General features: G+C 72.2%; 12 protein-coding genes. 8 read left to right on the top strand and 4 right to left on the bottom strand.

From position 1 onward, the window contains the following. The first annotated feature begins 2 nt into the window (after positions 1–2). On the top strand, positions 3–806 hold the full coding sequence (locus tag ACGFIB_RS19900) for an SAM-dependent methyltransferase (RefSeq protein ID WP_357243405.1): 804 nt from the start codon (positions 3–5) through the stop codon (positions 804–806). Here ACGFIB_RS19900 and ACGFIB_RS19895 read toward each other — a convergent pair. Continuing rightward, positions 773–1,228: an OsmC family protein gene (locus ACGFIB_RS19895; RefSeq protein WP_142570801.1), complete on the bottom strand. Its 456-nt coding sequence runs from the start codon at positions 1,226–1,228 to the stop codon at positions 773–775. The genes ACGFIB_RS19900 and ACGFIB_RS19895 overlap by 34 nt on opposite strands. Positions 1,229–1,404: 176 nt before the next feature. Between ACGFIB_RS19895 and ACGFIB_RS19890 the strand changes: the two genes are divergently transcribed. Together ACGFIB_RS19890 and ACGFIB_RS19885 are read left to right on the top strand one after the other, a co-directional pair. Then, positions 1,405–3,084: a sensor histidine kinase gene (locus ACGFIB_RS19890; protein ID WP_357243402.1), complete on the top strand. Its 1,680-nt coding sequence runs from the start codon at positions 1,405–1,407 to the stop codon at positions 3,082–3,084. A 27-nt stretch (positions 3,085–3,111) separates the two neighbouring features. Then, the gene (locus ACGFIB_RS19885) at positions 3,112–4,092 is read left to right on the top strand and encodes a universal stress protein (protein ID WP_393373761.1); all 981 of its coding nucleotides are present in this window, start codon (positions 3,112–3,114) and stop codon (positions 4,090–4,092) included. Here ACGFIB_RS19885 and ACGFIB_RS19880 read toward each other — a convergent pair. Next, positions 4,042–4,647: a CBS domain-containing protein gene (locus tag ACGFIB_RS19880; protein ID WP_393373759.1), complete on the bottom strand. Its 606-nt coding sequence runs from the start codon at positions 4,645–4,647 to the stop codon at positions 4,042–4,044. The genes ACGFIB_RS19885 and ACGFIB_RS19880 overlap by 51 nt on opposite strands. A gap of 177 nt (positions 4,648–4,824) precedes the next feature. Here ACGFIB_RS19880 and ACGFIB_RS19875 point away from each other — a divergent pair, with 177 nt between their 5' ends. The 3 genes from ACGFIB_RS19875 (at position 4,825) to ACGFIB_RS19865 (ending at position 9,090) form a co-directional block, all read left to right on the top strand. Then, a complete protein-coding gene (locus tag ACGFIB_RS19875) occupies positions 4,825–5,331 on the top strand; it encodes a CBS domain-containing protein (RefSeq protein ID WP_142570808.1) in 507 nt (168 codons plus the stop codon). Between the two features lie 69 nt (positions 5,332–5,400). After that, positions 5,401–6,030, top strand: a complete 630-nt coding sequence (locus tag ACGFIB_RS19870) for an MBL fold metallo-hydrolase (protein WP_142570810.1) — start codon at positions 5,401–5,403, stop codon at positions 6,028–6,030. A 156-nt stretch (positions 6,031–6,186) separates the two neighbouring features. Next, positions 6,187–9,090 carry a family 43 glycosylhydrolase gene (locus tag ACGFIB_RS19865; RefSeq protein WP_393373756.1) on the top strand — a complete coding sequence of 968 codons (2,904 nt, stop codon included), beginning with the start codon at positions 6,187–6,189 and terminating at the stop codon, positions 9,088–9,090. 23 nt (positions 9,091–9,113) lie between these two features. Here the strand turns inward: ACGFIB_RS19865 and ACGFIB_RS19860 are convergent, their stop codons facing one another. Beyond that, positions 9,114–10,004, bottom strand: coding sequence for a hypothetical protein (locus ACGFIB_RS19860; protein WP_393373753.1), 891 nt, complete (start codon positions 10,002–10,004; stop codon positions 9,114–9,116). A gap of 178 nt (positions 10,005–10,182) precedes the next feature. Between ACGFIB_RS19860 and arfA the strand changes: the two genes are divergently transcribed. Together arfA and ACGFIB_RS19850 are read left to right on the top strand one after the other, a co-directional pair. Beyond that, positions 10,183–11,691: an arabinosylfuranosidase ArfA gene (gene arfA / locus ACGFIB_RS19855; protein WP_393373750.1), complete on the top strand. Its 1,509-nt coding sequence runs from the start codon at positions 10,183–10,185 to the stop codon at positions 11,689–11,691. 150 nt (positions 11,692–11,841) lie between these two features. Further along, complete coding sequence (locus tag ACGFIB_RS19850; RefSeq protein WP_393373747.1) at positions 11,842–12,711, top strand: universal stress protein; 870 nt, start codon at positions 11,842–11,844, stop codon at positions 12,709–12,711. A gap of 74 nt (positions 12,712–12,785) precedes the next feature. Here ACGFIB_RS19850 and ACGFIB_RS19845 read toward each other — a convergent pair whose 3' ends face one another. After that, entirely contained in the window at positions 12,786–14,135 is a 1,350-nt protein-coding gene (locus tag ACGFIB_RS19845) for a glycoside hydrolase family 30 protein (RefSeq protein WP_142570818.1), read from the bottom strand. Between the last annotated feature and the right edge of the window lie 307 nt (positions 14,136–14,442).

Below are 14,442 nucleotides of genomic sequence, written 5' to 3'. Positions count from 1 at the left end.
GGGTGAGCCGGGACGAGGAAGCGCTGCAGGCCATCGACTTCTCCACGCCGAGTGTGGCGCGGATCTACGACTGGTGGCTGGGCGGCAAAGACAACTTCGCGGTCGACAGGGCCGCCGCCGAGAAACTCCTCGAACTGGTCGGCCCCGACGGCCGCCTGGTGATCAGGCAGAACCGGGAGTTCCTCGGCCGCGCCGTCCGCTTCCTCAGCGAGTCGGGCATCCGGCAGTTCCTCGACCTCGGCACCGGCATTCCCACGCGGGGCAACGTCCACGAGGTCGCCCACGAGGTCGATCCCGAGGCGACCGTCGTCTACGTCGACAACGACCCGATCGTCGCCGCGCACGGCCGGGCGCTGCTGACCGGCAGCGGCCGTACGGGCGTGGTGCAGGCCGACATGCGCGACCCGGACGCGATCGTCGAAAGCCCGATCACCACGGAGCTGATCGACTTCACCGAGCCGGTGGCCGTGCTGCTCGTCGCCGTGCTGCACTTCGTGGACGACGACGACGCCGAGCGCGTCGTGGCCCACTTCCGGGAGCGCATGGCCCCCGGCAGCTACCTCGTCATCTCCCACGGCACGCAGGGCCGCCTGAGCGAGGACACGATCACCGGGGCCCGGGCGGTGTACGAGAAGTCCACGGCCGCGCTGCGCGACCGCACACCCGAGCACATCGCCCGGTTCTTCACGGGGTTCGAGCTGGTCGAGCCGGGGCTGGTCGACGTGGCCGACTGGCGCACCGACGGCGGCTTCGTCGAGCACAGCAAGGGCGGCTACGTCCTCGGCGGCGTCGGCCGGCTGGCCTGACCGGCCCGCGGGCAGGCTTCCTGGCGGACCTCGAACGTGACCCGCGGCGGAACCCGCAGCGTGGTGCAGACGGCGCAGTGCTCCAGGACCGACAGGAGCGAGGCGCGCAGCCCCGCGGGCAGGCCGGGGGCCTCCACCGACAGCTCGATGGAGTCGATCCGTCCCGGGCAGACGCCCAGGTCGTAGCGCGCGGTCACGCCCACCCCTGCGGGTAACTGGCGCTGGCGCAGGTAGCGTTCGGCGCAGCAGGCGACGCCGGCGGCCACGCTGCCCACGAACAGCTCGGCCGGAGTGGGGCCGGTGTCGCTCCCGCCGACGTCCGCGGGCTGGTCGGCGCGGACCACGTGGCGCCGGACGCGGACGTCGAACCGGTCGGCTCCGTGCCAGGCGACCCGGATGACGCCGTCACGCGGCTCCCTCATGGCGCACCCCCGCGTCCATTGGGCTCTATCCGAGTATGTCCGTCGCCGACGGCGGATGAGCGCATACGGACCGTAAGAAGCCGGTCGTGACCTGACAAAGACCAGGAGCCCGCGGTGCCCCGGTTTGCGAGACTCCAACTGTGGGGGCGTGCGTGGCGCCGACGGGGGAGCGGACCATGATCCCGCAGACGCACCTGGACGGGCTGCTGGCCGAACTGCACACGAGGTTGCAGGCGGTCCTGTCGACGCGTGACCGGGTCCACGCGTTGCTGGAGGCGGTTGTCTCGGTGGGCGGCGACCTCGATCTGGAGACCGTGCTACGCCGGATCGTCGAGACCGCCGCCAAGCTGGTCGACGCCAGATACGGCGCGCTCGGCGTGATCGGGGAGGACAACACCCTCGCCCGCTTCGTCCCGGTGGGGATGAGCGAGGAGGAGATCGCCGGGATCGAGCACTGGCCGCACGGCCTGGGCCTGCTCGGGCTGCTGATCAAGGAACCCCGGCCCCTGCGGCTGCCCCGCATCTGCGACCACCCCGAGTCGTACGGCTTCCCGTCCGGCCACCCCCCGATGGCGGCCCTGCTCGGCGTGCCCGTACGGGTCCGGGGTCAGGTGTTCGGCAACCTCTACCTGACGGAGAAGCGCGGGGGAGGGGAGTTCGACGAGGACGACGAGGCGATCGTCGTGGCCCTCGCCAGCGCCGCCGGGGTGGCCATCGAGAACGCCCGCCTGTACGAGGACACCCGCCGCAGGGAGACCTGGCTGCAGGCGTCGGCGGAGATCACCAGGAGCCTGCTGTCCGGCGCCGAGACGCCGCGGGTGCTGACGCTGATCGCCCGCCGTGCCCGGCGGATGGCCGGAGCCGACACGGTGGCGATCCTGCTGCCGGAGGACGGCGGCCGGACGCTGCGGATCGCGATCGCGGACGGCATGCCCGGCCCTGCCCGGGGGTGCCGGCTGCCCGTCGAGGACTCGCTGGCCGGGCAGGCGTTCGCCTGCGCGAAGCCCCGCGTGGTCTCCGACGTGGGCGACACCGACCTGCGGACGGCGGCCGGGGAGACGGGAGCGGTGTGCGCCGTGCCGCTGGGGGCCCCGGGAGCGGTGCGCGGGGTGTTGTCGCTGGGCAGGCGGCCCGGCCGCGTCCCGTTCAGCCGCGCGGAGGTGTGCATGGTCCACTCCTTCGCCGGGCACGCGGCCGTCGCGCTCGAACTGGACGAGGCGCGCAGGGACGCCGAGCGGCTCGGCCTGCTGGAGGACCGCGACCGCATCGCCAAGGACCTGCACGACGTGGTCATCCAGCGGCTGTTCGCGGTCGCGATGACGCTGACGGGCGCCGCGCGGCTCGTGGAGCACCCGGAGGCGGCCGCGCGGCTGCGGACCGCGATCGACGAACTCGACGGCACGATCCGGCAGATCCGCTCCACGATCTTCGCACTGCGGACCCCGGCCGGCGCCCCCGGGCTGCGCGCCCGGCTCGTCGAGCTGGTCGAGGGCGCGCGGCGGCCCCTCGGCTTCATGCCGGCCCTGTGCATGGACGGGCAGCTCGACACCCGCGTGCCCGCCCCGGTCGGGGAGCACCTGCTGGCCGTGGCGCGGGAGGCGATCTCCAACGTGGTGCGGCACGCGCATGCCACCCGCGCCGGCGTCACCGTGCGCCTGGAGGAGGACCGGCTGACCCTGCTCGTGGAGGACGACGGGGTCGGCATCCCGGCGGGGGGACGCCGCAGCGGCCTGCGCAACCTGAGCGACCGCGCCGAGGGCCTGGGCGGGTCGTGCGCCGCCGAGGCCCTCGCCTGCGGAGGAACGCGCCTGTGCTGGAGCGTCCCGCTGCCGCAGCAGCATGAGCAGACCCTGTGAGAAGACGTCGGGAGGAGGCATCGCGCCATGACCGAGCCGTTCAGTGACCCGGGCGCCGATCCGGTCGTCGATCCGGTCGTCGATCCGGTCGTCGTCGGCACCGACGGGTCTACGGGGGCGACCCGGGCGGTGGAGTGGGCGGCCGACCACGCCGGCCTGCGGGGCCTGCCCCTGCGGGTGGTCCACGCCGTCGAGCGCCTGCCCTACGACGTCCCGCGCTATCCCATCCCCGACAGCTACGACAGGCTGGCGCCCTCGGTCCGGCAGATCCTCGACCATGCCGAGCGGATCGCCCGGGACCGGCGGCCCGGCCTCGACGTGACGACGGAGCCGGCCGAGGGGCGTCCCGGCCGGGTCCTGCGCGACCAGGCCGCCCGCGCCGCCGAGGTGGTGCTCGGCAGCCACGGTGCGGGCGGCTTCCCCGGCATGCTGCTCGGATCGGTGGGCAACCACGTCGCCGGGCACGTGGCCGTGCCGGTCGTCGTCGTACGGCCGGCGCCCCCGGAGGCGGTGGCCGAGATCGCGGTGGGGTTCGACTGCTCGGAGGCGTCCGGGCCCGCCCTGGCGTACGCGTTCGAGGAGGCGCGGCTGCGCGGCCACCGGGTGCGGATCGTCTGCGCCTGGGAGCCGCCGGTGCCGTACGCACCCGTGATCGCCGGGGACCCGGACGACATGCGGCGGGCCGCGGAGGACTACGCGCGCACCGAGCTGCAGCCGTGGCAGGGCGGGAACACCGAGGTCAAGACCGAGCTGGACATGGTGCGCGGCCATCCGGTCGCCGCGCTCATCGAGGCTTCGTCCCGGGCCGTCATGCTCGTCGTCGGCTCGCACGGGCGCAACGCCTTCACCGCGGCCGTGCTCGGCTCGGTGAGCCGCGCCGTGCTCGCCCACGCGCACTGCCCGGTGGCCGTGGTGAGGGGGGCGCGGTCGCGAGGGGAGGCGGCAGGGGGCGGTGAGTCACCCGAGGAGGCGGGCCGGCCGCACTCCCGGGACCGTCCGCTCCAGTAGGTCGGCCACGTGCCCGGGGCCCTGGCCCTCGGGACCCCGCAGGTCGATCTCGCCGTCGCGCACGAGGACCTCCCAGGACGCCTCGGAGGGGTAGCGCTCGCGCAGGGCGGCCAGGACGGCTTCGCGCAGCTCGTCGTCCGACCTGGCCAGCAGCGCCATGAGGTCGCGGCGGCTGACGATCCCGACGACCCGCTCGTCACGCAGCACCGGCACGCTCTTGACCCTCTTCGTGATCATGAGGTCGGTCAGCACCCGCGCGTCGGTGGTGTCCTCGACCGAGCTCACCTGGCGCGACATGACGTCTCCCACGGCGCGGGGCGCCGAGACGCCCGGCGTGAACGCGCCGCACAGCAGGTCTATTTCGCTGACCATCCCGACCAGTTCGCCGTGCTCCCCGAGCACGGGGGCGGCCGTGATGTCGTGGTCGTACAGCACCCGGATCGCCCGCCGCACGGAGTCGTCGCGGCGCAGGGTGATCGCCGGGCTGCGCATGACTTCACCGGCCAGCATGGTCCACCTCCCCCGTCCGTCGCCCTCGTGGTCTCGCAGGCTCATTCCACCGTTATTCCACCGCCGCCCGGGCCGGACGGGCAGGTGCCGGAGGTCCCCGGCGGTGGGGCCTTTGGGCCCGTGCGGCGCCCGCGCCCGGGTGGTCGGATGGAGGTGGGTGCACGTGCTCGGCCCAGGGCGCACCGCCCGTGTGCGTCGGCGTGGCGCCCGCGGGGAGGAACGATGACCGTAGAAGCCATGACCGCCGCCGACGTGATGAGCAGAGTGCTCGTGACCGTGAAGCCGGACGAGTCGCCGCTCATGGCGTGGGAACTCATGCGCCGCGGATCGATGCATCACCTGCCCGTGGTGGATTCCGGTTCCCGCATCATCGGCGTGCTCACGCGCGAGGACATCGCGGCCCACTGGTCGGGCGGGCCGGCGGAGCAGTCCAGCAGCCAGGTGCGCCAGCTGCTGACCGGGCGCAGATGCCCGCATGTGCCGCCCGACGCGTCGCTTCCCGCGGTCGCGGCCGTCATGCTGGAGTCGGGGGTGGACGTCGTCCCGGTCATCGGGGCCTCCGGCACCCTGCAGGGTCTCGTCACCGTGACCGACGTGCTCGTGGCGGTCGCGGGCAGGCGGGGGGCCGCGTCTGCGCACGAGGAGGTGCCGGCCGGGATGTTCCGCCTTGAGCCGGTGCTGCCGCCCAAGCCCTCCCGGACCGCCGAGGACCAACGGCAGGGGCCGTGACCCCCGGTCGCGATTTCCCGCGGACCACGTGCAGAATAAGGTCATGTTCCGCACGGTGGTGATCTTCAAGTGAGTGCCCGTATCGACCATGCCGTCACGTCGGGCACCTTCAGCCTGGACGGCCAGACCTTCGACGTCGACAACAACGTCTGGGTGCTCGGCGACGACGCCGAATGCGTGGTGTTCGACGCGCCCCACGACGTCAAGGCGATCACGGACGTGATCGCGGGCCGGCGCGTCCTCGCCATCCTCGCCACCCACGCCCACGACGACCATGTGCGGGTCGCGCCGGAGCTGTCGGAGGCGACCGGGGCGCCCGTTCTGCTGCACCCGGCCGACCTGCCGGTCTGGCGGCTCACCCACCCCGATCGCGAGCCCGGCGGCACGCTTTCGGACGGCCAGGTCATCGAGGTCGGCGGAACCCGCCTGGAAGTGCTCCACACTCCCGGGCACGCCCCCGGCGCCTGCTGCTTCCACGCGCCGGATCTGGGCGTCGTCTTCACCGGCGACACCCTGTTCCAGGGCGGTCCCGGTGCGACCGGGCGCTCGTTCTCCGACTTCGGCCTGATCGTCGACTCGATCCGCGACCGCCTGCTGGTCCTGCCGCCCGAGACCGTCGTCCACACCGGCCACGGCGACAGCACGACGATCGGCGCGGAGCTGCCGCACCTCGACGAGTGGATCCGCCGGGGCCACTGACATCCGGCCCGCGCGGGGGTCTTGACGATCAGACGTCCCGCGGTTGACACTCACGAAACCGACTCAACCCGCCCCCGGCCCGCCGGGGGTGGCCCAGGTTTCCTGGTGTTAACGCTAACAAGACCGGTGGTCCCGCGCCGCCGGCCGGGAGAGACGATGCACAGCCGCACCAGCCCCCCACGCCGCCCCCCAGGCCGTCTCCCTCGCCTCGCCCGCAGAGCCATCGCGGCGGTCGCCGCGCTGTTCCTGGCGGCGGGCGGGCTCACGCCCCCGGCGCACGCGGCCGAAGCGGCGGATCCGTCCGGCCTGCTGCTGCGGTACACGTTCGACGAGACGGGCGGCACCGTCGTCCACGACGCCTCGGGCCACGGCAACGACGGCAGCTACGAGCGGACGCCCGCCTTCGGCCAGGGCGTCGAGGGCGGCTCGTTCGCCATGGCCGGAGGGCCGTCCTCGTCCACCACCGCGCCGTACGTGAAGATCCCGAACGGCGTGCTGAAGGGCCGCGGCGGTGTCACCGTCGCCACGTACGTGAAGTGGAACGCCTCCACGACGGTGAACCAGTGGCTGTACGGCCTCGGCCCGGACAGCACCCGATACCTGTTCGCCTCGCCGTACAACGGCGGCAAGATCCTCTACTCGGCGATCACGACGGGTGGCTGGCAGGCCGAGTCGAAGCTGTCCGGCGGCGCGGCCCTGCCGGGCGGCGCCTGGAAGCACGTCGCGGTGACCGTCGACGGCGGCAGCGGGACCGCCGTCATGTACCTCGACGGCATCGAGGTGGCGCGCGCGACCGACGTGCCGGTCGAGCCCTCCGACCTGTACGACGCGACCAAGGACTACACCGGCTACATCGGGAAGTCGCTCTACGCGGCCGACCCCTACTTCGCCGGTGAGGTGGACGACTTCCGGATCTACGACCACGCGCTGTCGGCGACCGAGGTGCTCCAGGTCTCCGGCAACACGGCGGCCGTCGCCGGCGCCACGCTGCCCGAGCTCAAGGTCCCGGCGATCGTGGACGGAGCGAACGGCAGGATCGTGCTGCCGGTGAAGGAGGGCACCGACCTCACCCGGCTCGCGCCCGCGTTCACCCTGGTCCCGGGGGCGGGCATCAGCCCGGCGTCGGGCACCGTGCGCGACCTGTCGGAGCCGGTCACCTACACCGTCACCGGCTCCGACGGCGCCCGGCGGACGTGGACGGCCGAGGCGCGGGTGATGCGGAGTCCGGTGATCCCCGGCCTGTACGCCGACCCGAACATCGCCGTGTTCGGCGACACGTTCTACATGTATCCGACCACCGACGGCTTCGCCGGCTGGAGCGGCACGCAGTTCCACGCGTTCTCGTCCAAGGACCTGGTCCACTGGACCGACCACGGCGTCGTCCTCGACCTCGGGCCCGACGTGACCTGGGCCGACAACAGCGCCTGGGCGCCGACGATCGCCGAGCGGAACGGCACGTACTACTTCTACTTCAGCGGCGGCATGGCCACCGGCAACACCGGCAAGCACCTCGGCGTCGCCGTGTCCGACTCGCCGGCCGGGCCGTTCCGGGACGCCCTGGGCAAGCCGCTGGTGGCGGCCGGGACCTACGGCGGCCAGATGATCGACTCGGATGTGTTCGTCGACGACGACGGCCAGGCGTACCTCTACTGGGGCAACGGCGGCTCCTACCAGGTGCCGCTGAACGACGACATGGTGTCGTTCGACCCCGCCAAGGTGAAGACGTACAAGCCGAGCGGTTACAACGAGGGCTCGTTCGTCTTCAAGCGCGGCGGGATCTACTACTTCACGTGGTCGGAGAACGACACGCGCGACGAGAACTACCAGGTCGCGTACGCCACCGGCGCCTCGCCGCTCGGCCCGTGGACCAAGCGGGGCGTGATCCTGCAGAAGGACCCGTCCCTCGGGATCAAGGGCACCGGTCACAACTCGGTCGTACGGGTGCCCGGGACCGACGACTGGTACATCGCCTATCACCGCTTCGCCATCCCCGGCGGCGACGGCACCCACCGGGAGACCACCGTCGACCGGATGGAGTTCGACGAGAACGGCCTGATCAAGAAGGTCGTGCCGACGCTGGAGAGCGTCGCCCCGGTGTCGGTCGCGAACGCCGGACCGGCCGTCAAGGGCAGCGAGGGGACCCCGATCCGGCTGGCCGGGTCGGCGAGTGGCGCGGCCAAGTGGAGCTACGAGCCTGGCGAGGGCGTCGACTCCGGCGCCACCTGCTCCTTCGCGGATCCCGGCGCCGCCGAGACCGCCTTCACCTGCAGCGACGACGGGGCCTACACCGTCACGCTGACCTCCGGCCGCAGCCGCGACAGCGCGAGGGTGACCATCGCCAACGCCGTTCCCGAGCCCGGGGACGTCGTCACCCCCACCGGCCCGGTCGAGGCGGGCACGCGGGTGACCCTTTCGGTCCCGGTCGCCGACCGGGGCGCGAACGACGAGCTCACCTGCACGGTGGACTGGAAGGACGGGACCACCCGGCCCGGCGCGGTCGCCGGCGGGACGTGCACGGCCCGGCACACCTATGCGAAACCGGGCGTCCACGAGCCCGCGGTCGCCGTCGCCGACGACGACGGCGCGACCGCCACGGCGACCGGCCGTCCGGTGGTCGTGTACGACCGGGACGCCGGCTTCGTCACCGGCGGCGGCTGGATCGACTCGCCTCCCCGCGCCTACCGCGCCAATCCCGCGCTGACCGGCATGGCCACCTTCGAGTTCACGGCCAGGTACGCGAAGAACGCGGCGGGGAAGGACCACGCCACTCCGACAGGGAGCACCACCTTCTCGTTCCAGTCCGGGCCCATGGAATTCACGTCCACGGCGTACGACTGGCTCGTGGTCTCTGGCGGGGAGGTCCGCTACCGCGGCATCGGGACGATCGGCGGCGCCGGGCGGTTCGGCTTCGAGGTCGTCGCCCGGGACGGCGACACCCGCGACGGGGACGGCGTGGACCGCTTCGCCGTCCGGATCTGGGACGAGAGGACCGGCGACGTGGTCTACCAGAACGGAGCCGGTGACGCGGCCCGCGGCAGCGTCGTCGTCCACGCGAAGTAGGGCGTCCACGCGAAGCGAGCGGCTTATCGGGCCACCCGGACGCCGGTGACGGCGAAGCGCTCGACCTTCGCCACGTGGCCGCCGGTGCTGGCGACGAGGGTGAGCGTCCGGCCCGGGACCGCGCGGAAGGTCACGGTGGCGGACCAGGGGACGCCGTCTCCTCCGGCCGCGACGCAGCAGCGTTCGCCGAGGGGGCGGGCGCTCCCGGTCGCGCGCACGTCCACCCGGATGCTCTCGTCCACCCCGGTGATCCTGCCGCCCACCGTGACGGGTGAGGACACGACGGCGCCGTAGCCGGGAGTGGTGAGGGAGAAGGTGGTGTCGTCGGTGCCCACCACCTCCCACGGCGCGTCCGGCCCGGCGCCGAACCTGACCAGGTGGATGACGGCGGCGATGCCGGGCCGTCCGCCGCCCTCGCCGCGGATGCCGACGGAGACGCGGGCGTCCCCGCCGGTCACCGTGCGCTTGACCACCTGGTCGACGCCGGTGAAGCCCAGAAATCCCTGGGTGAAGGACAGCGCGGTCCGTTCCGCGTCCAGATGCCAGGGCTGATGGCCGCCCGAGCGGTAGCTCTCCTGCCAGTCCCGCGCCTGTTTCTCGTCGGCGAACGGCCACAGCGGCTGGTAGCGGCCCGCCACGAGGGAACCCGCAGAGGAGGTGGTGGGGGTGGTGGTGGAGGGAGTGGGGGCGGTGGCCACCGGGCTGCTCCGCTGGACGGTCGCCGCGCCGCTCTGCCGGCCGGTGCCCTGGCTGACTCCCTGGCTGGCTCCCTGGCTGGCTCCGCACGCGCCCGCCAGCAGGCCGAGCGCGGCCAGCACGGCGGACGCCCACCTGGCACGGCCCGCCCGGCCGTCTGTCACGCCGCCGTTCACGATGCACGCTCCCGCCCCGAGAGTTTCCTTGACTGAGAGCATGCCCGGAGGGATGCCGGGCATTCGCCGGCGCACATGCCTGCGATGCGGATGTGCGGTCTGTTAGCGATAACAGTGCGGTGGGTCAGCGGTCGAGTCTTCCAGAACGAAACCTTGACCAGAGACAATGCGAACGCTAACAATCGGCACGCGAGACCCCTGCCCGTTGAAGGAGATCTTCGTGCTCCAGGCACAGCTGACCATCGATCCCGCCCACCGGGTGGCCCCCGTACGGCGCCGCACGTTCGGCACGTTCGTCGAGCACCTCGGCCGCTGCGTCTACACCGGAATCTACGAGCCGGGCCACCCCACGGCGGACGAGGAGGGGTTCCGGGGCGACGTGCTCGCGCTCACCCGCGAGCTCGGCGTGACCACCGTGCGCTACCCCGGCGGCAACTTCGTCTCCGGCTACCGCTGGGAGGACGGCGTCGGCCCGCGTGATCGGCGCCCCCGGCGGCTCGACCTCGCCTGGCACACCACTGAGACCAACGAGATCGGGATCGACGAGTTCGTCCGGTGGACCCGGATAGCCGGCCTTGAACCGATGATGGCGGTCAACCTCGGTACACGCGGCGTGCAGGAGGCCGTGGATCTGCTCGAATACTGCAACATCCCGTCCGGCACCGCGCTGTCGGACCTGCGGATCGCCAACGGCGCCAAGGAGCCGCACGACATCCGCATGTGGTGCCTGGGCAACGAGATGGACGGCCCCTGGCAGATCGGGCACAAGACCGCCCACGAGTACGGCAGACTCGCCGCCGAGACCGCCCGGGCCATGCGCATGGTCGACCCCGGTCTCGAGCTGGTGGCCTGCGGCAGCTCCGGCTCCTCCATGCCGACCTTCGGCACCTGGGAGGCGACCGTCCTGGAGGAGACCTACGACCTGGTCGACCACATCTCCTGCCACGCCTACTACGAGGAGAAGGACGGCGACCTCGGCGGTTTCCTGGCCTGCGCCACCGACATGGAGCACTTCATCTCGACGGTCGTCTCCACGGCCGACCAGGTGGGGGCCAGGCTCGGCTCCCGGAAGAAGATCTCCCTGTCCTTCGACGAGTGGAACGTCTGGTACCTGAGCCGCGTCCAGGCGGCGGCGCCCCGGCAGGACTGGCCGGTCGCGCCGCCGCTCCTGGAGGACCACTACCACCTCGCCGACGCCGTGGCCTTCGGCAGCCTGCTCATCACGCTGCTGCGGCACAGCGACCGGGTCGCGGCGGCCTGCATGGCCCAGCTCGTGAACGTGATCGCGCCCATCATGACCGAGCCGGGCGGCCGGGCCTGGCGGCAGACGACCTTCCACCCGTTCGCGCAGGCGACACAGCACGCCAGGGGCGACGTCGTACGGGTCGAGCCCGTCTGCCCGACGTACGAGACGGCCGAGTTCGGCGAGGTGCCCGTGCTCCACGCGGTCGCCACCCAGGACGGGGCGGACACCACGCTGTTCGTGGTGAACAGGTCGACGGCCGAGCCGCTGGAGCTGGAGCTCGACGCGGGGCCGCTGGGCGCGGGTGGAGGCGCGGTGCGGATCGTCGAGGCGACGACGCTCACCCATGAGGACGTGTACGCCCGTAACTCCGCCGACGACCCCGACCGGGTGGCGCCTCGGCCCAACACGAGCCACCGGAGCGATCGGCTCCGGATCGTGCTGCCGCCGGTCTCCTGGAACGTGATCAGGCTGTCGAGGGCCTGAGCGGGGTCAGGGCACGCCGGGGCGGGCGGAAGTCCCTGTGCTTGAGGACTTTCGTCTGCTGCGGCGTGGGCGGCGGACACGGTGCGATGGTGGCCGGGAGCGCCGACCCCCGCGCGTTCCCGTGCCCGCCGAGCACAGGAGGAGAAACACATGGCCGGACAGATCGTGGCCGCCGTCGACGGATCGAAGCCGGCGACGGCGGCGCTGGAGTGGGCGGCGGACGACGCGCGGCGCCGGGGGGCCGCCCTGAGGATCGTCCATGTGCGAGAGGCGTGGGCGCACGAATACCCGTTCCATGCCGTCGAAGGCTTCGCCCAGTCCTACAGCGAGTTCTGCGAGGGCGTGCTCGCGGCGGCGGCCGCCCGCGCCCGCGAGATCGCCCCCGGCCTGGAGACGACCACGGAGCTCGTCGAGGGGACGGTCGTCGAGACCCTGCGCGCCCGGTCGGCCGATGCCGACGCCCTCGTGGTCGGCAGCCGGGGGATGGGCGGCTTCTCCGGCCTGCTCCTGGGCTCCGTCGGCCTCGGCCTGGCCGGTCACGCGCAGGTCCCTGTCGTGGTGGTGCGCAAACCGCACCGGGACGACTACCACGAGGTCGTCGTCGGCTTCGACGGATCACCTCATTCGGAGGCGGCTCTGCAGTTCGCCTTCGAGGAGGCCCGGGCGCGGCACGGGCGGGTGCACGCGGTCTACGCCTGGGAGATGCCGACGTTCTCGCCCTTCGCGGTCGGCTACGGGACGGCACTCCAGGAGGTGTTCGACAACGAGCGCCGGGCGGCGCGGCTGCGGCTCGCGCCGTGGCGCGACAAGCACCCGGACGTCCCGCTCGTCGAGTCGGCGGTCTGCGGCCACCCGGTCCCGGCGCTGGCCGACGCCTCGCTCGTCGCCGACCTCGTGGTCGTCGGGTCGCGGGGGCTGGGCGGCGTGCGCGGCGCGCTGATCGGCTCGGTCGGTCACGCCGTGCTGCACCGCGCGCACTGCCCCGTCGCGGTCGTACGGCCCCGCGACGGCGAGCACTGACGGCGCCGGACCGGCCGAGGGCCGCACCGGCGCCGGAGCGCGGGTGCGGCCCTGGTTCAGCGGTGCCTGACGAGTCAGCCCAGGACGACGGTGGTCAGGGCGCGCGGCGCGACCGTCACGCTCTTGCCGTGCAGGGCGATGGGGGCCACCGCGTTGTTCTCGTCGGTCACGTACGCCCTCGCCCGGCCGTGTCCCTTGATCTTGTCCCAGGTGACGGGGCTCGTGCCCGTGTTGAGGATCTCGATCACGCGGGAGCCGTCGGCGTTGCGGAACGCGGAGACCTTCAGCGCGGGGTCCGAGGCCGTCGCCCCGAGCCGTACCGCGCCAGGCCTGATGAACCGGCTGTAGGCGGCCATCGCCCACAGCCGCTTGGACACCCGGTAGGTCTTGTTCGTGGTGTCGACGCTGATGAACGCCCTGGTGGCGCCGCTTGAGACCGCCAGCCAGTAGATGTAGGCGGAGGCGTTGCCGAGTGTGAGCGCGTCGTTGACGGCCTGCGCGACCGTCATGCCGTCCTGGCCGCTGCCGTCGTCCCAGTTCTCGTCCCAGGTGCTGCCGCCGGGGCCCCACTCCGACATCCAGGTGTTCCGGTCCGTCGGCAGCGGGGAGGTCGGGGGGCTGGCGTAGGAGTGCCCGCTGTGGACCTTCACCCACCGCCTGGCCTCAGGGTCGGCTTCGATCGCCTCCGTGTACGCCTTGGCCTGGTCCCAGCCGAACGAGTCGCAGCACACCAGGTTCACGTGCGCGGCCGAGGCCACCGGGCCGAGCACCTTGACGAACTGGGCGGCCTGCTCAGGAGTGAAGCGCATGGACTCGTAGGGGGCCGTCCAGTCGGGCTCGTTCGTGAAGCCCAAGTCGGTGATCTTGATCCCTTCCTGCGCGTAGAACTTCGCGTACTGCACGAGGTAGTTCGCGTAGGCCTGCTGCCACTCGGGCAGCAGCGTGCCGCCGTTCCTCGCGTCGCCGTTGTCCTTCATGTAGCCGGGGGCGCTCCAGGCGTCGGCGAAGAAGCGCTCGACCCCGTATCTCCGGGCCGCCTTCGCCATCCAGACCTGGCTGTTGTCGTCGCCGTCCCAGACGTACTTGGGCGGCGCGGCCGGGCCGCCCGGGTCCTCCGGCTGGATCGAGACCATCTGGTCGTACGGAACGCCGGCCGGCCTCGATCCGATGCCGAGCCGCAGGAGGCTGAACCCGGCACCCTTCTCGCGGCTGAACCAGAGGTCGAGGATCTCCCGCTGTTTGTCCTCCGGCAGAGCCTTGATCAGCTCATTGCGGCGGAACGCGGTGGAGACGCCGAACCCGTCGATCTTCTGGTACTTGGCGCTGTTGTCGATGTCGATGGCGACCGCCGACGCGGCCGCCGGCTGCGCCTGCCAAATCAGCGGAACGACGAGTAGTGAGGCCACGATCAGATGTCTACGCATGGCTACTCCGGGGTTCGGTTGTCAGGGGGAGCTTTCGGTGCCCGAACCGGCATCTCGGGACCTTGCGGCAGGGCCGGCGGCTCGCGACAGGGCTTCGCGTGCGAGTCTCTCTCGGTGCGGCCAATCATTGATAGCGTTAACAATTGCGACTGATGATTGGGGGAGGAATTGCGTGAATCGCACTTGAGGTGAACACCCATAGTGATAGCACGCCGGGTAGTCCGGCTCAATACGTCGGGCCGGATTGGCGAAAATTTCAGGCCGCTCCTCCGGTCCGAGGGGTGGGAACCCGCCCGCCGGCCGCAGG

Source organism: Microbispora bryophytorum, assembly GCF_043197435.1.
GTDB lineage: Bacteria > Actinomycetota > Actinomycetes > Streptosporangiales > Streptosporangiaceae > Microbispora > Microbispora bryophytorum.
The sequence above is the reverse complement of the archived record's forward strand: the minus strand, read 5'-3'. Positions and strand labels throughout refer to the sequence as shown.